Here is a 15,449-nt window from a genome sequence, read left to right as displayed (position 1 = left end):
TTTCTCACTTAAAATTAACTCAACATACTTCGCTTTTTATAGACAAAATATCTGTTATTGAGTATAACTATTACCATTAATGTCGTTTAAAAACAGGCAGTAAAAGCATCACTTAATGTATAAAAGTGGCGCCCTGATAAACTTATGATTATAAAAGGCCCTACATTATGACTTTGCTCTGGATACCCTTGTTATCCTTGATTGGCAGTGTTATTTCTGCATTCACAGGCAAACTTTCTCGCAATCAAAGTACATTTGCTACTGTGCTTGCACCGTTAACCGCTTTGGGTATTACTTTATACCATGCACCTGCGGTTCTTGCCGGTGAAACTATCCGCTATTCCTTAGCGTGGATCCCCTCTATTGGTCTAGATTTATCGCTTCGTATAGACGGTTTAAGCCTTTTGTTTATGTTTATGATATTAGGCATTGGTTTGCTTGTTATTGTATATACACGTTATTACCTCAGCGCCAATGACTCAATGGCTAAGCTTTATAGCTACTTAATGTTATTTATGACTGCAATGCTAGGCATTGTTATGTCTAATAACGTTATACAGCTATGGCTATTTTGGGAATTAACCAGTATCAGTTCTTTTTTATTGATAAGTTATTGGTGGCATAAATCTGAAGCGCGTAAGGGCGCGCGAATGGCTTTAGCCGTAACGGGTGCGGGTGGTTTAGCACTACTTGGCGGGTTAATGTTGCTAGGTGATATTGTTGGCAGTTATGACTTGGATGTTATTTTGGCAAGTAAAGCCATTATTCAATCCCATGATTTATACGAGTTAGCACTTGTTTTAGTATTGCTGGGTGCATTTACTAAATCAGCTCAGTTTCCGTTTCATTTTTGGTTACCTCATGCAATGGCAGCACCTACGCCCGTTAGCGCTTACTTGCACTCAGCAACGATGGTTAAAGCCGGTATCTTTTTACTTGCGCGCTTTTATCCAGCTTTAGCTGGAACCGAAATGTGGTTTTTATTAGTTGGTTTAACTGGTTTAGCTACATTGTTATTTGGTGCTTACATAGCGTTATTTAAGCACGATTTAAAGGGGTTACTTGCGTATTCGACAATCAGCCATTTAGGTTTGATCACGCTATTGCTTGGCCTTGATACCGAGCTTGCAACGGTTGCAGCCATATTCCATATAATTAACCACGCAACATTTAAAGCGTCGTTATTTATGGCTACTGGTATTATTGACCATGAAACAGGCACGCGTGATATGCGTAAACTTAATGGTATGTGGCGATTTATGCCTTATACCGCGACTCTTGCAATGGTTGCTGCTGCTGCTATGGCGGGCGTACCTCTACTCAATGGTTTCTTATCTAAAGAAATGTTTTTTGCCGAAACACTACATCAACAAGTACTTGGATCTATGTCATGGTTAATACCGGTACTTGCAACGGTGGCAGGCGCATTTGCAGTAGCTTATTCAGCACGTTTTATTCACGATGTATTTTTTAACGGCGACCCAATCGACTTGCCTAGAACACCGCATGAACCACCACGTTATATGCGTGTGCCAATAGAAATACTGGTTGTGCTATGTATTTTGGTGGGTATTTTCCCAAGCTTTACTGTTGATAGTATTTTATCTGCGGCGTCATTAGCGGTGTTAGGGGAGGCGATGCCAGAGTACAAGTTAACAATTTGGCATGGTTTTAATCTACCGTTACTGATGAGTGCAATGGCCGTTGTAGGTGGTTTGTTTATTTACGTGAATCGCAAATATTTATTTCAATTTCAGGCATCACTTCCCACACTTAATGCTAAAAAAACCTTTGAACGTGCAGTGCTGAGTGTAGTTGCATGGTGTCAGAGCAAGATTAACAGCACTGAAAATGGTTCTTTACAGCGCTATTTGGTTATTATGCTGGGTGTCGTATTACTTTGTGCCGGTTGGCCATTATTTGAAATGCAACAATTAGCTGGCAGTATGCCGCGCACACCTGTTGATGTGCATAATGCGATTGGTGCTGGTTTATTAATAATTGGCGCAATAGCCACCGTTATTTGGCACAGGTCGAGAATGGTCGCACTGTTGATGCTGTCTATTGTAGGCTTAATGGTGTCGGTTTTATTCACTCGTTTTTCTGCGCCAGATTTAGCGTTAACTCAGCTTACTGTTGAGGTGGCCACTATTATATTGCTTATGCTTGCGTTGTTCTTTTTACCTCAACATACGCCTAAAGAGTCTAGCTCGTTGCGAGTACTGCGCGACTTAGGAATTGCCTCTACTATTGGTGTAGTGGTTGCGAGTATTTGTTATGCGATATTAACGCGTCCGTTAAATTCTATTTCTGACTACTTTATCGCTAATGCCAAAACAGGTGGTGGCGGTACAAACGTGGTTAACGTTATTTTGGTCGACTTTAGGGGATTTGACACCCTAGGTGAAATAACGGTACTGGGTATAGCCGCATTAGGTATATTTAAAGTGCTTTCACGTATCCCATTATTTATGCCTGCCAGTGATAGCGAAGGACGTCCATGGGCGCGTGAGCGTTACCCAATATTACTTGCAAGTATTTCACAAAGCTTATTGCCGTTGGCGTTGTTAGTATCAGCGTATATATTCTTGCGTGGTCACAACTTACCAGGCGGTGGTTTTATTGCTGGTTTGGTTACGTCAATTGCTTTCATCTTGCAGTACATGGCACATGGCTCTAACTGGATCACCGAGCGTTTTGACATCAACTACCGTAAAATTATTGCCTCGGGGATAGGTATCGCCATGTTTACTGGTGTAGGCAGCTGGTTCTTCGGTAGGCCATTTTTAACCACGTGGTTTGATTACTTTGATATTCCGTTTGTAGGTAAAACAGAACTTGCTAGTGCAATTGTGTTTGACCTTGGCGTGTACCTCACCGTAGTAGGTGCAACATTAATGATTTTAGCTAGTTTGGGTAATATGACTTCCGATGCCCCTAAAAAAGAGGTGAATATTTAATGGAGCTATTATACGCATCGTGCGTTGGTGTATTAGTTAGCTGCGGTATATTTTTACTGTTGAGAGCACGGACGTTTCCTGTAGTACTAGGTCTTACCATGATTTCGTATGCAGTAAACTTATTTTTATTTTCATCGGGGCGTTTAACTATAAATAAAGCAGTGGTACTTGGTACCGGGGCAGATTACGCCGATCCACTTCCTCAAGCCTTGGTTTTAACTGCAATTGTAATTGGTTTTGCAATGACAGCATTTGTGGTTATTTTGGCTATTCGTGGACGTGCTGATTTAGGGAGCGATCATGTTGATGGAAGCCCAGTTAAATCAGCTGCTGTAGTTAAGGAGCAAAAATGATTCAACATTTAGCATCCTTACCTATTTTATTACCTATGCTTGCAGCGGTTATTTTGTTACTTCCACCGTGTGGTAAAAGTGTAAAGATTCGCCGTTACGCATCAAATGCTATGGCGCTTATTACGTTTTCCGTCAGTGTGTTTTTATTAATGCATATTTACAATACGGGCATCAGTGTTTATGCCATTGGTGATTGGTCAGCCCCTTTTGGGATAGTACTTGTGGCCGACAATTTATCAACATTACTCGTAGCGCTAACCTCGTTTTTAGGGCTTGGGGCCATTTTATATGGCAGTGCAGGCGATGATGAAAAAGGGAGCTTTTATCACCCACTTGTTCATTTCTTAGTATTGGGTGTTAACGGCGCTTTTTTAACGGGTGATTTGTTTAACCTGTTTGTATTTTTTGAAGTTTTACTTATTGCATCGTATGCATTACTTATGCACGGTGGCGACAAACAAAACACACGTGCAGCGCTACAATATGTCATTTTAAATTTAGTGGGCTCAAGTGTATTTTTAATAGGATTAGGTATTTTATATGGCGTATTAGGTACATTGAATATAGCTGATATGGCGCAAAAGGTATCACAACTTAATGGTGACGATGTATTTATTGCTAAAGCCGGTGGTTTATTACTACTTATTGTATTTGCTTTAAAAGGTGCATTATTGCCCCTACATTTATGGCTTCCAAATACCTATGCAAGCGCTAAACCTGTTGTTGCAGCCTTATTTGCTATTATGACTAAGGTGGGCGTTTATGCCATGCTGCGTGTTTACACCGTTATATTTGGTGAACAGGCGGGTGCACTTGAGCACATGGTACAACCTTGGCTTTGGGGATTAGCAATTGCCACTATTATCGTCGGAGCTATGGGCGCAATAGCCGCGCAAGACTTGCGTAAGTTAACTGCTAATTTAGTTTTAGTGTCGGTAGGTACATTAGTTGCGCTAGTGGCTTTACAAAATGTAAATGCAACGGCTGCATTATTGTATTACCTAGTGCATTCAACATTAGTGAGTGCCGCGTTATTTTTATTAGCCGACTTAATTGCTAAGCAACGTGGTAAAGTTGCCGACAGGCTTGTTGGTGGGCGTGCAGTTAAACAGCCGCTTTTACTTGGGGCATGTTTTGTTGTTGCCGCTTTAACAGTGGTTGGTATGCCGCCGTTATCTGGCTTTGTTGGTAAAATATGGATACTTAAATCGACGTTAAATAGTGAGCAGGCCTTAGTATTTTGGCCCGTTTATTTAATAACAAGCTTTGCATTGCTAGTTGCACTTTCTCGTGCGGGTACAAGCTTGTTTTGGGAAAGAAAAGATAAACGCAGCGAAAGCCCAGACTGCGCTGATGCAAACCCATTACAAGTTACGGTAATTATAGGGTTACTCGCATGTTCGCCATTATTAGTTATTTTTGGCGGGCCGATTAGCGAATACATGGTAGGTGCTGCTACGCAATTACATGATATTAGCGGTGGCATAAATGCTGTACTAAAAGGAGGCATGTAATGAGACTGCAAGCCCGTTTTCGTTGGTTACCAACACCATTTCGTAGCTTATTTTTGTTTATAGTATGGTTGTTGCTCAATAATAGTGTGTCGGTTGGTCATATTGTACTGGCAACATTTTTTGCTATTTTTATTCCTATTTTAAGCTTCTCGTTTAGAGATCCTCAGCCGCTTATATTAAAGCCAGGGCTAGCTCTAAAACAATTTTTAATTGTACTTTACGATATTATTGTAGCTAACTTACAGGTTGCGTTATTAATTGTTGGGCCTTCCAAAAAATTACGCCCCGCATTTATTAAAGTCCCCTTAGACTTAACACATGATATGCCGATTACAATTTTAGCAAGCAGTGTGTCGTTAACACCCGGTACTGTAAGTGCGGAGGTGTACCCTATTCCTGAATCGTTAGCACAGGGCGAGGAAATGACACAACGTTATTTGCTCATACATGTACTTGACCTTGATAACGAAGCTGAGCTTATCAAGCATATTAAAAAGCGTTACGAAGCTCCACTAAAGGAGATATTTCAATGTTAGATACCGTATTACTTATCGTTTTTGCCATGATAGGGCTCTCTTTATTACTTAATTTGTGGCGCCTTATTATAGGGCCTTCGATTCCTGATAGAGTTTTAGCCCTTGATACTATGTATATTAATGTTATTGCACTTATTGTTTTATACAGCATAAGTATGGGAACAGGCTTGTATTTTGAGGCTGCATTGTTGATAGCCATGTTAGGGTTTGTAAGCACTGTTGCGGTGTGTAAGTATTTACTACGTGGCGATATAATTGAATAGGGTGGCAAGATGATTAGCGAGTGGGTTGTATCAATTTTATTGTTATTTGGCGGCACGTTTATTTTAATTGGTTCGTTAGGCTTATTAAAACTGCCCGATTTTTTTATGCGTTTACATGGCCCAACAAAGGCCACCACTTTAGGTATGGCAAGTATATTAATTGCCGCGATGGTATTTTTTGCAAACTCTGAAACGGGTTTAAGCGTTAAGGAAATATTGATCACTATATTTCTATTAATTACCGCGCCAATAAGTGGCTATATGTTAATTAAGTCGGCTATTCATCACAAACTTAAGCCAAAAGAGGGAACCAAAGGCCTAGACAATATTGAAGATGATTAAGCTTTATTAATTATTACACTATCTGGGTAGTGTCATACCAATGAGCGTTCTTAAACCGAATAAAGAAATTTATTCGGTTTTTTGTTATTAGAGAAGTCGTTAACGCTTTTATTTAAGAGTGATTAATTGAGCTTGAGAACATAATTGCACGTATTAAGCCTTACAAATTGACAAGAAACTTTAAATTTTATGAATAACATAAACCCAAAAAAATTACTCAATAGCAAATGGACTGCAACGCCTGCCATTAATAAAGAAAAGCATTTTGTAATTGTGGAGGTAGAGTACGATGAAGATGCTAACGTGATAGCGTGTGTTACTGAGTCTGTGTTTTCTAAAAACCAATACCCCATTAGTTGGCGCGATCTCAAAAACACAGAAAAATGGCGTCAAGGTTGGAAGTAGCTTTAATAAATTTATATAAATTAATGGATTGAAATTTAAACATATAGTTAAAGTAGTTTAAAGCCATCAATTTTAGGGAAGATCAGATTGATAAAAAATAACACCAACAATAAAAAACCAGCATTTAGCTGGTTTAAAAAAGTGTTTAGCTAACAGCTATTTTTCATCTGCGTATTTTACGCGAATCTTACTTTTATCAACGGTTAATTGGTTAAGTGCTTTAATAGCGCTTTTGCTTTCAATATCGTTTGGCATTTCTACAAAGGCAAATCCTTTAGATTGGCCAGTTTCTTTATCGAGTACTAAGTTACAGGTAGTCACTTTGCCGTGCGCTGAAAACAGTGTACGAAGATCTTGCTCTGATGTAGTGCGAGATAAGTTACGAACTAATAATTTCATATTTAACCTAAATAATGGTATCGGGTAGATTATCTCAAGTAACTTGGTTTTAACCTAATTATATTTTTAGCATTGTTATTGCTGTTAGTTTAAAACACTTAACTAGCCCAGAAAGCGAATAATGAGTTATTGGTAATAAATAACTAGTTATTAAAATTAATAATTGGTAAGTTATATTTTTAAAAGTTTACTTACCATTAATGTGTTGGGCTGGTTTGTTATGTCGATATTTCGTTTGAGTGTATTAAATATCTATACAGTGTGCTTTTTAAGTTTTTCATTATTGGGCTGTGGGAGTTCGAGTTCGAAAAATGAGTTAGTCAGCACTGAGCTGTCGGTACAATCTGCCGCAATTATCAGTGGGGAAATATCAGCAAATATAGAAAGCAATCGTCAAAGTGCAGTCGTGGGTGAGCTTTCTATAACAGATGAGCAAGCTGGTGAGGCGGTGTTTATTACTCAGACGAGCAGTCAAACACGTTATGGTATATTTAATCTTTCAAGCAATGGTAGTTGGTCTTACACCTTGGACCTCGCTGACACAAACGTTACCGCTTTAGATATAGGGGACACATTACTTGATGAAATAGTCATTAGCTCTGCTGATGGAACTAAAGCGACAATAAGCATTACCGTTGTTGGCGTAGTACAGCCAGGTAATTTTGTAGTAAGTGATGAAACAACCCTAAATGCTGATGGCGTTAATTTAGGGCTCAGCGCTTATACCTTGATAGAAAATGTATTTAGTGAAGGTTCAATTGAATCGCCTGATATGTATAGCGGTAATCATGAAGGTGTTATACATATAGTGGAAGATACAGACGCTATTGTAGGTAATCACTTTGTATTTTTAGCTCATCGCGATGAAGACCAAGATAAAGACAAAGGCCCAAGTGATCGTCAGCGTAACGAAATTAAGTCCTATGATAAATCACCCCCGGCAACGCTTGCTTTTAAAAATGAAACCGTACAATACAACTGGAAGTTTAAAGTAAGTAGTGAGCTTGAGTTAACGAGTAAATTCAGTCACTTTTTCCAAATAAAAGCCCGTAACGATACCAACGACAATACCAATGGCAACGACGATCAACCTATCATTACGCTCTCTGGTGCTCAAAAAAACAGTATAGGGAACCAGTTACAAGTAAGATATAGCGCAGGTTTTGATGAAAACGGTAACAGTACAGGGCTTGATAAAAACCTTTTAGAAACAGATTGGTCACTTATAACCGATGAGTGGATACAGGTTTTTGTTCAAGCCACATTTAGCGAGGAGGGACAATTTGAGATGACCCTTACCCGCTTAAGCGACAATGAAGAACTATTGAATATAAACGAGCAAAACATAGATATGTGGCGAGGCGTTAGCGATGATGACTTTGCACGTCCTAAATGGGGGATTTACCGCTCAATAGTAGAGGCCGATAGCCTTCGCGCTGAAGAAGAGCAGGTACGATTTGCTGATTTTGTGATTAAGAAAGGTTCTTTAATAAAGTAATCGACATAATACAATTATAAAATCCACAAAAAAACCCTTAGTAATTTAATTACCAAGGGCTTTTTTAATGCATTTTAAAAGTAATTATTTTACTTCTTTACCGGCAGCTTGTTGGTCAGCGTGGTAGCTTGAACGAACGAATGGGCCAGAGGCTGCATGTGTAAAGCCAATTTCATCAGCGTATTCTTTCAACGCGTCAAACTCTGCAGGCGGCACGTAACGTTTAACTGGTAAGTGATGCTTAGAAGGTTGTAAATATTGCCCAACGGTTAGCATGTCAACGTTATGCGCACGTAGATCACGAAGTACTTCTTCTATTTCGCTAATCTCTTCACCCAGACCAACCATTAAGCCAGATTTAGTTTTTACCTCTGGGTGTGCTTCTTTAAAACGACGAAGTAATTCTAACGACCATTTGTAATCGGCACCTGGGCGCGCAAGCTTGTACAAACGCGGTGCTGTTTCTAGGTTGTGGTTAAACACATCAGGCGGTGTCTCAATTAAAATTTCAAGAGCACGGTCCATACGGCCACGGAAATCGGGTACTAAAATTTCGATGGTAATGGTTGGGTTGTGCTTACGAATTTCACGGATACAATCGGCAAAGTGCTGTGCGCCGCCATCACGAAGATCATCACGGTCAACCGAAGTAATTACAACGTAGCTAAGCTTCATGTCTTTAATTGTTAGTGCAAGCTTTTCAGGCTCTGCTGCATCAGGTTTTAATGGGCGACCATGAGCAACATCACAAAATGGGCAACGACGCGTACAAATAGCACCTAAAATCATAAAGGTTGCTGTACCGTGGTTAAAGCACTCTGATAGGTTTGGGCACGATGCCTCTTCACATACTGAGTGTAAGCCGTGCTTACGCATGGCTTGTTTAATACCGTCAATACGCTCTGTTGACTTTGGTAAGCGAATTTTAAGCCACTCTGGCTTACGCAACATTTCAGTTTTTTCTGTTGGTAAAACTTTAACGGGGATCAACGCCATTTTTTCTGCGTCGCGTAGTTTTACACCTGGTTCCATTTTGACTGGTTTATTCATTCGTTTTCAAACCCTTCAGTATGCTTAACCTGTGCTGCATTAAGCTTTTTAATCATGTGTTTTACGAGTCCTTCACCTGCGCTTTGTAGGTTTTGAGGACCCTCTAATTCTTTTGTTTGCACCATATTCATACCGGCATAACCACACGGGTTGATGCGTAAAAATGGACTTAGGTCCATGTTAACATTTAATGCTAAGCCATGAAATGAGCAGCCGCGGCGAACTCTTAAACCTAATGATGCAATTTTGCTGTCGTTAACGTAAACACCAGGGGCGTCGGCTTTAGCGTATGCTTCAATATTGTATTCAGCAAGCGACTCTATAATGCACTCTTCGAGCCAAGTAACAAGTTCACGCACACCTATCTTTAAACGACGTAGGTTAAATAATACGTACATCATTTGTTGGCCAGGGCCGTGGTAGGTAACTTGGCCACCGCGATCAACTTTAATTATTTCAATGTCGCCAGGGGCAAGTAAATGCTCGTCTTTTCCTGCTTGGCCTTGAGTAAATACACTTTCGTGCTCTACAAGCCAAATTTCATCGGGGGTGTTTTCATCACGTGTATCGGTAAAGTCTTGCATTTTTTGCCAAATAGGCATGTAACGCTGGCGACCTAATTGGCGTACGATTAAAGTGTTTTCGCTCACATCAAATCTCAACTATGGCTTAAAGCATATGGCGTACGTCATCGATATTACTGATCACGTTGTAAATTTCTTCAATGTGTTTACCACTTGTAACCGTAGCTACTAGCGTAACAGACTCATAATTACCTTTACTGCTTGGTTTTACTTTTGGTGCGTAGTCGCCCGGAGCAATAGGTTGTAATTTTGCTAATATTTGATCTGTTAAATTAACGTTGGCTAAACCCATAATTTTAAATGTAAATGGGCAAGGGTACTCTAAGTACTCATCAAATTTAGTATTTTTAACTGGTTGAACCACGTTAGTGACTCCTCATACAAAAGTGTGAACTCTATGTAAAGCACGAAGCTTAATACAGATAGGCGTTTAGCAGTGATGCATATATGGGGCGCATTCTAGCATTTTTCAAGCAAAAAAAAACGCCCCACAATGGAGGCGCTTAAATTATATATACTTAGTCATTTACAATTTATTGCATGATCTGTAAACGTAAGTAGTCATAAATTTTACTAAAGAAGCTGCCTTCTTCCACTTCTTCAAGTGTCACTAGTGGGTATTGCGCAATGTCTTCCCCTTCTAGTTGCAAGAATAAAGTGCCTACTTTAGTGCCTTTAGCTAATGGCGCTTCAAGGGTGTTGTCTAGCTCAAAGTTAGCTTTTAGGTTTTTATGCTGACCACGTGGAATAGTGATAGGTGTGTCTTCTAAAATACCTAACGATACATTTTCTTTGTTACCCATCCAAATGCGCTGCTCTGCAAAGCTGTCGCCCGCTTTGTAAGGTGTAATTGTTTCAAAAAAGCGAAAGCCGTAGTTAAGTAGTTTTTTGCTTTCTACTTTACGTGCACGCTCGCTTGAGGTGCCCATTACAACAGCAATTAAACGCATACCATTTTTAGTGGCTGATGTAACTAAGCTGTAGCCAGCTTCAGATGTGTGGCCTGTTTTTATACCATCTACGTCTAAGCTTTCATCCCATAATAGTGAGTTACGGTTGTATTGCTTAATACCATTGTAGGTGTATGATTTTTCTTTATAAATAGCATACTCTTCAGGTACATCTCTGATAAGTGCGGCGCTTAGCGTGGCCATATCACGTGGTGTAGTATAGTGCTCATCAGTATCAAGGCCATGGCTATTAATAAAGTGGCTGTTAGTCATACCTAATTTAGCAGCGTGAGCATTCATTAAGTCGGCAAAAGCACTTTCACTGCCTGCTATGTGCTCAGACATAGCAACACAGGCGTCATTCCCTGATTGAATAATAATGCCATGATTGAGCTCATCAACACTAATTTGCTTACCCACTTCGATAAACATTTTTGAAGACTCTGGGAAGTTTTTTGCCCATGCTTTTTCGCTAATTGTAACCATGTCGGTAGGGGCTATGTTACCAACTTTAATTTCTGTACCAATTACATAACTGGTCATCATTTTAGTTAAGCTTGCTGGCGCAAGTTTAGTATCGGCTTCGCCTTCAGCAATAACCTTACCTGTTGTAAAGTCTACTAAAAAATAACCCTTTGCATTAACTTGAGGTGGTGCCGGAATAATTTGGGCGCTGGCTGAAAATACGGCGGCTGAACAAACTAAGCCACATACACCTTTGAGGATTTTATGTTTAATTGATTTCATCATACTCATTAATGGTTAAAGTTAAAAATTCGCGTTACGCCATTCTATACCCAAACACCCCCGAGATGCGAGTGTGGTTAGGCTGGTTTGGGTATTTGTCTTACTGAGTGTAAAGCAAGAACGCGTTTTGAAATTGATTTTGTTTTAATTTTTTTAATACTTTTTCTGCATGTTGGGCGTTTTGTATTGGCCCCAAATGCAATCTGTAAATAGTGTCTTTTTTTACAATGTTTGTTGGTAATTTATATTGTTGGCGTAAGCGTTGTGCAAGGGCTTCAATATTTGCCAATGTACTGCCTGCAGCTACTTGAATATAGGTTTTATTAGCAGCAGAATTCGAAAGCGTAACCGCTTCAAGCTTAACCTTTGCTGTACCGTGTGTATAGTAGCCTAGCTTGTATGCGGCCGCATATGACAGGTCGATAATTCTGTCATCATGAAAAGGCCCACGGTCGTTTACGCGTACAATTACTGACTTACCATTTTGCTTGTTTGTAACACGAACAAAACTAGGTAAAGGTAATGTTTTATGCGCTGCGGTCATGGCAAACATATCGTATATTTCACCATTTGAAGTGTGGTATCCGTGAAACTTTCTGCCGTACCACGATGCAATGCCTTCTTCTTTGTAACCCGTTTCGTCAAGCATTGGGGTATACCGTTTACCTAGCACCTCGTAGGGGCGAGAAGCACTAGCACTTTTTTGCACCTCAGTAACAATAGCATCTTGCATTTCAAGCGCTGTGGGTGCTCTAAGAGGAGCTGAATCATGGCGCATATGGTAACGCCCACTCGAACCACTGCTACAGGCACTGACAGTGATAGCGATTAAGATGATTATTAGAGTCTGAGCGTAACGTTGCATTATTTTAAAAGCATCCTTTTGTCTGTCGCAATCGACATAATAATACCAAAGCCGGCCATTAGCGTAATCATCGATGTGCCACCATAACTTATCAGGGGTAAGGGCACACCAACAACAGGTAGTAGTCCCGATACCATGCCAATATTTACAAATATATAAACAAAAAAAGTTAAAGTCAGTGCGCCAGCTAACAGCTTTCCAAAAGCGTCTTGTGCATTTACTGCAATATATAAGCTGCGGCCAATTATAAACAAGTACAAGCTAAGTAAAACGCAGACACCAAATAAGCCAAACTCCTCACTTAATACCGAAAAAATAAAATCGGTATGCCGTTCAGGTAAAAACTCAAGTTGTGACTGTGTACCTTGCAACCAGCCTTTACCTTCGACACCGCCAGAACCAATGGCTATTTTAGATTGAATAATATGATAACCCGAGCCAAGAGGGTCGCTCTCCGGATCTAAAAATGTTAGTACGCGTTGTCGTTGATAAGCATGCATACCGTACTGCCAAAATGGCCATGCTGCTAAGGCAACCGCTGCACTTAAAAAGCTAATTAATCGCCAGCTCAAACCTGATAAAAAAAGTACAAATATGCCAGAGCTTGCAATCAGTATTGATGTTCCTAAGTCTGGTTGCTCTTTAATTAATAATGTAGGCAGCATTACTATCGCAAAGCCAAAAATTAAGTGTAGTGGTCGTGGTGGTAAATGTTTACGGCCAATATACCAAGCTACCATCATAGGTACTGCTAGCTTCATTAATTCTGAAGGTTGAAAGCGAGTTAACCCCAAATCAAGCCAACGTTGCGCGCCTTTAGAGCTCACACCAAATAACAACACACCAACCAGCATTAATAACCCAACGCAGTACATCGGTATAGTGAGTCTTTTCAGTGTCGCGGGAGGAATTTGTGCAAGTACTACCATGGCAATGATGGCCACACCCATCCGCGTCATGTGTCTTATCATCATCGCTGACTCTTGGCCACTTGCGCTGTACACAACCGTAATGCTTCCAGCCATCATAAGTAAAATGGCAATAAGTAAAGGCAAATCTAAATGCATGCGCATCCAAATAGAGCGCTTGTCATGCAGGGCGGTCATAGGGTGTTATTCCTTGCCAGTTCAACAGGGTTAGCTGCAAAGTAATAATCCATTAACTGTCTGGCAATAGGTGCGCCAACCGTGCTGCCACCACCATTATTTTCAACAACAATAGACACAACTATTTGAGGATTATTGTAAGGGGCAAACCCCACATAAATGGCATTATCGCGTTGTCGCTCTTTAAGTGATTCTGCATCGTACTTTTCACCTTGTGCAATGCTCACAACTTGTGCCGTGCCCGTTTTACCTGCAGGGTCGTAGTTTACGCCCTTAAACGCTTTGTGGGCGGTGCCTGTGACTTTAGTTACGGTATTATGCATAGCATCAATGGCTATACGCCAATTGTCAGGATTGTTCAGTACTACAGGTGGCTTTTCTTCATTATTTATTTGCGTCACATCGTCCTCTTTTTTAGCCACTTGCGCTAAGTGAGGAGGGTGGTTAACCCCTTTGTTAACAAGTATGTTAGTTGCATTAGCAATTTGAATGGGTGTGGCGGTCCAATACCCTTGGCCGATGCCTACAGAAATTGTATCGCCAGGCCACCAAGACTCTTTAAATCTGTTTTCTTTCCATTCTTTTGAAGGCAATATCGCGGTGGTTTCTTCGTGTATATCAATACCCGATAGATCGCCAAAACCAAAATGCGCCATAAAATTACTAATTTTTGTAATGCCTAATCGGTACGCGGTATCGTAAAAGTACGTATCGCACGACTCTTCAATGGCTTTGTATACATCCACATGGCCATGCCCCCAACGTTTCCAGTCGCGCCATTTGTGCTCAACATTTCGTATTTCAAAAAAGCCCGGGTCCCACATGGTTGTTCCTTCCGTCACCATGTTTTCTTCAAGTGCTAAAATAGCCATATGCGGTTTAATGGTGGATGCTGGTGCGTATCGGCCTTGGGTAGCCCTATTAATGAGTGGGCGATCTGGGTTAAGAAGTGCTTTATAATTTTTACTGCTAATACCATGTACAAATAAATTGGGGTCATAGCTTGGGTTCGAATATAGTGCAAGTATACCACCATCTTTTGCATCCATTACGACAACCGCACCGCGCATGTCTTTGAGTGCATGTTGGGCTATTTGTTGCAGGCCGATATCGAGCGTTAAAACTAAATCACTACCTGGCTGTGGGGGAAGCATACTCAGGGTGCGGATTACACGACCACGGTTATTAACTTCTACACGTTGCGAACCGACTTGACCATGCAAGAGTTGCTCGTAGTATTTTTCAATACCGAGTTTGCCAATATCGTGGGTTGCACGATAGTTTGTGGCTTGGCCTTCTTGTTCGAGCTTGTTTAGCTCTTTTCGGTTTAGCTTTGCAACATAACCTAGGGCATGAGTAAGCGTGTCGCCGAATGGGTAATAACGTGCCAAACGGGCTTCGATACTAAACCCGGGGAGTTTATGCTGGTTAACCGAAAATGTAGCAACATCGGCTTCATCAAGGCGCGCTTTAAGTACTTGCGATTTAAAACGGCGCGTGTTTTTTATATCTTTTAAAAAATCTTGTTTTTCTTGTTCTGTAATCGTGATTAGTTGGCTTACTTGTTCAAGTGATTTTTCAAGGTTATCAACCTCCTCGGGGATCACCTCGAGATTATAAACGGGTTTGTTCTCAGCAAGCAGTACACCGTTTCGGTCGTAAATTAAACCGCGATTAGGTGCAATAGGAATAACTTTAATACGGTTGTCGTTGGAGCGGGTTTGATAATCTTGGTGGTCTTTTACTTGAATATTGTAAAGATTAGTAATTAAAACAGCTACTAACCCTAATACAAAAACAAAACCCACAAATGCACGCCGTGCAAACAAATTAGCTTCTGCGGAGTGATCGCGAATAGTGGGTCTTTGTTTTAGCAT

At 40.5% G+C, this 15,449-nt stretch carries 16 protein-coding genes; 8 read left to right on the top strand and 8 right to left on the bottom strand.

Going from position 1 to position 15,449, the window contains the following annotated elements:
* Positions 1–167: 167 nt before the first annotated feature.
* The 7 genes from MTF67_RS00195 (at position 168) to MTF67_RS00165 (ending at position 6,373) form a co-directional block, all read left to right on the top strand.
* Positions 168–2,960, top strand: coding sequence for a monovalent cation/H+ antiporter subunit A (locus MTF67_RS00195; protein ID WP_248518442.1), 2,793 nt, complete (start codon positions 168–170; stop codon positions 2,958–2,960).
* Complete coding sequence (locus MTF67_RS00190; protein ID WP_006793383.1) at positions 2,960–3,313, top strand: Na+/H+ antiporter subunit C; 354 nt, start codon at positions 2,960–2,962, stop codon at positions 3,311–3,313. Before MTF67_RS00195 ends, MTF67_RS00190 begins: the two co-directional genes overlap by 1 nt.
* Positions 3,310–4,827 (top strand): monovalent cation/H+ antiporter subunit D, encoded by a 1,518-nt coding sequence (locus tag MTF67_RS00185; RefSeq protein WP_248518441.1) that lies wholly within the window; start codon positions 3,310–3,312, stop codon positions 4,825–4,827. Before MTF67_RS00190 ends, MTF67_RS00185 begins: the two co-directional genes overlap by 4 nt.
* Entirely contained in the window at positions 4,827–5,363 is a 537-nt protein-coding gene (locus MTF67_RS00180; protein ID WP_006793385.1) for a Na+/H+ antiporter subunit E, read from the top strand. The genes MTF67_RS00185 and MTF67_RS00180 overlap by 1 nt, the downstream gene beginning before the upstream one ends.
* Positions 5,357–5,626 carry a K+/H+ antiporter subunit F gene (locus tag MTF67_RS00175; RefSeq protein WP_006793386.1) on the top strand — a complete coding sequence of 90 codons (270 nt, stop codon included), beginning with the start codon at positions 5,357–5,359 and terminating at the stop codon, positions 5,624–5,626. Before MTF67_RS00180 ends, MTF67_RS00175 begins: the two co-directional genes overlap by 7 nt.
* 9 nt (positions 5,627–5,635) lie before the next feature.
* A complete protein-coding gene (locus tag MTF67_RS00170; protein ID WP_006793387.1) occupies positions 5,636–5,968 on the top strand; it encodes a Na+/H+ antiporter subunit G in 333 nt (110 codons plus the stop codon).
* A 189-nt stretch (positions 5,969–6,157) separates the two neighbouring features.
* Positions 6,158–6,373 carry a TIGR02450 family Trp-rich protein gene (locus tag MTF67_RS00165; RefSeq protein WP_008128120.1) on the top strand — a complete coding sequence of 72 codons (216 nt, stop codon included), beginning with the start codon at positions 6,158–6,160 and terminating at the stop codon, positions 6,371–6,373.
* Positions 6,374–6,529: 156 nt separating this feature from the next.
* Here MTF67_RS00165 and MTF67_RS00160 read toward each other — a convergent pair whose 3' ends face one another.
* Positions 6,530–6,772, bottom strand: a complete 243-nt coding sequence (locus tag MTF67_RS00160) for a hypothetical protein (RefSeq protein ID WP_006793389.1) — start codon at positions 6,770–6,772, stop codon at positions 6,530–6,532.
* A gap of 220 nt (positions 6,773–6,992) precedes the next feature.
* Between MTF67_RS00160 and MTF67_RS00155 the strand changes: the two genes are divergently transcribed.
* The gene (locus MTF67_RS00155; protein ID WP_248518440.1) at positions 6,993–8,270 is read left to right on the top strand and encodes a VCBS domain-containing protein; all 1,278 of its coding nucleotides are present in this window, start codon (positions 6,993–6,995) and stop codon (positions 8,268–8,270) included.
* Positions 8,271–8,354: 84 nt separating this feature from the next.
* Here the strand turns inward: MTF67_RS00155 and lipA are convergent, their stop codons facing one another.
* The 7 genes from lipA to mrdA all read right to left on the bottom strand — a co-directional run bounded on the left by lipA (position 8,355) and on the right by mrdA (position 15,449).
* Positions 8,355–9,320 (bottom strand): lipoyl synthase, encoded by a 966-nt coding sequence (gene lipA, locus MTF67_RS00150; protein WP_004585911.1) that lies wholly within the window; start codon positions 9,318–9,320, stop codon positions 8,355–8,357.
* Complete coding sequence (lipB, locus tag MTF67_RS00145) at positions 9,317–9,970, bottom strand: lipoyl(octanoyl) transferase LipB (RefSeq protein WP_248518439.1); 654 nt, start codon at positions 9,968–9,970, stop codon at positions 9,317–9,319. Before lipB ends, lipA begins: the two co-directional genes overlap by 4 nt.
* Positions 9,971–9,989: 19 nt before the next feature.
* A complete protein-coding gene (gene ybeD, locus MTF67_RS00140) occupies positions 9,990–10,268 on the bottom strand; it encodes a DUF493 family protein YbeD (protein WP_006793392.1) in 279 nt (92 codons plus the stop codon).
* Positions 10,269–10,437: 169 nt separating this feature from the next.
* Entirely contained in the window at positions 10,438–11,601 is a 1,164-nt protein-coding gene (locus tag MTF67_RS00135) for a serine hydrolase (protein ID WP_008128128.1), read from the bottom strand.
* A 100-nt stretch (positions 11,602–11,701) separates the two neighbouring features.
* A complete protein-coding gene (locus MTF67_RS00130) occupies positions 11,702–12,466 on the bottom strand; it encodes a septal ring lytic transglycosylase RlpA family protein (RefSeq protein WP_248518438.1) in 765 nt (254 codons plus the stop codon).
* Positions 12,466–13,572 carry a rod shape-determining protein RodA gene (gene rodA / locus MTF67_RS00125; protein WP_006793395.1) on the bottom strand — a complete coding sequence of 369 codons (1,107 nt, stop codon included), beginning with the start codon at positions 13,570–13,572 and terminating at the stop codon, positions 12,466–12,468. Before rodA ends, MTF67_RS00130 begins: the two co-directional genes overlap by 1 nt.
* Positions 13,569–15,449: a penicillin-binding protein 2 gene (gene mrdA / locus MTF67_RS00120; RefSeq protein ID WP_248518437.1), complete on the bottom strand. Its 1,881-nt coding sequence runs from the start codon at positions 15,447–15,449 to the stop codon at positions 13,569–13,571. The genes rodA and mrdA overlap by 4 nt, the downstream gene beginning before the upstream one ends.

Origin of the sequence: Pseudoalteromonas sp. 2CM32C (genome assembly GCF_023161925.1) — a bacterium.
Lineage (GTDB): Bacteria > Pseudomonadota > Gammaproteobacteria > Enterobacterales > Alteromonadaceae > Pseudoalteromonas > Pseudoalteromonas marina.
This window is presented reverse-complemented; position numbering and strand designations above follow the sequence as displayed.

Bases quoted from the DNA above. Each gene is read 5' to 3' on its own strand.
- MTF67_RS00185 (WP_248518441.1), top strand. From the start codon at position 3,310: ATGATTCAACATTTAGCATCCTTACCTATTTTATTACCTATGCTTGCA.
- MTF67_RS00135 (WP_008128128.1), bottom strand. From the start codon at position 11,601: ATGAAATCAATTAAACATAAAATCCTCAAAGGTGTATGTGGCTTAGTT.
- MTF67_RS00160 (WP_006793389.1), bottom strand. From the start codon at position 6,772: ATGAAATTATTAGTTCGTAACTTATCTCGCACTACATCAGAGCAAGAT.
- lipA (WP_004585911.1), bottom strand. From the start codon at position 9,320: ATGAATAAACCAGTCAAAATGGAACCAGGTGTAAAACTACGCGACGCA.
- MTF67_RS00170 (WP_006793387.1), top strand. From the start codon at position 5,636: ATGATTAGCGAGTGGGTTGTATCAATTTTATTGTTATTTGGCGGCACG.
- rodA (WP_006793395.1), bottom strand. From the start codon at position 13,572: ATGACCGCCCTGCATGACAAGCGCTCTATTTGGATGCGCATGCATTTA.
- MTF67_RS00155 (WP_248518440.1), top strand. From the start codon at position 6,993: ATGTCGATATTTCGTTTGAGTGTATTAAATATCTATACAGTGTGCTTT.
- MTF67_RS00130 (WP_248518438.1), bottom strand. From the start codon at position 12,466: ATGCAACGTTACGCTCAGACTCTAATAATCATCTTAATCGCTATCACT.
- MTF67_RS00175 (WP_006793386.1), top strand. From the start codon at position 5,357: ATGTTAGATACCGTATTACTTATCGTTTTTGCCATGATAGGGCTCTCT.
- MTF67_RS00180 (WP_006793385.1), top strand. From the start codon at position 4,827: ATGAGACTGCAAGCCCGTTTTCGTTGGTTACCAACACCATTTCGTAGC.
- MTF67_RS00195 (WP_248518442.1), top strand. From the start codon at position 168: ATGACTTTGCTCTGGATACCCTTGTTATCCTTGATTGGCAGTGTTATT.
- mrdA (WP_248518437.1), bottom strand. From the start codon at position 15,449: ATGCTAAAACAAAGACCCACTATTCGCGATCACTCCGCAGAAGCTAAT.
- MTF67_RS00165 (WP_008128120.1), top strand. From the start codon at position 6,158: ATGAATAACATAAACCCAAAAAAATTACTCAATAGCAAATGGACTGCA.
- MTF67_RS00190 (WP_006793383.1), top strand. From the start codon at position 2,960: ATGGAGCTATTATACGCATCGTGCGTTGGTGTATTAGTTAGCTGCGGT.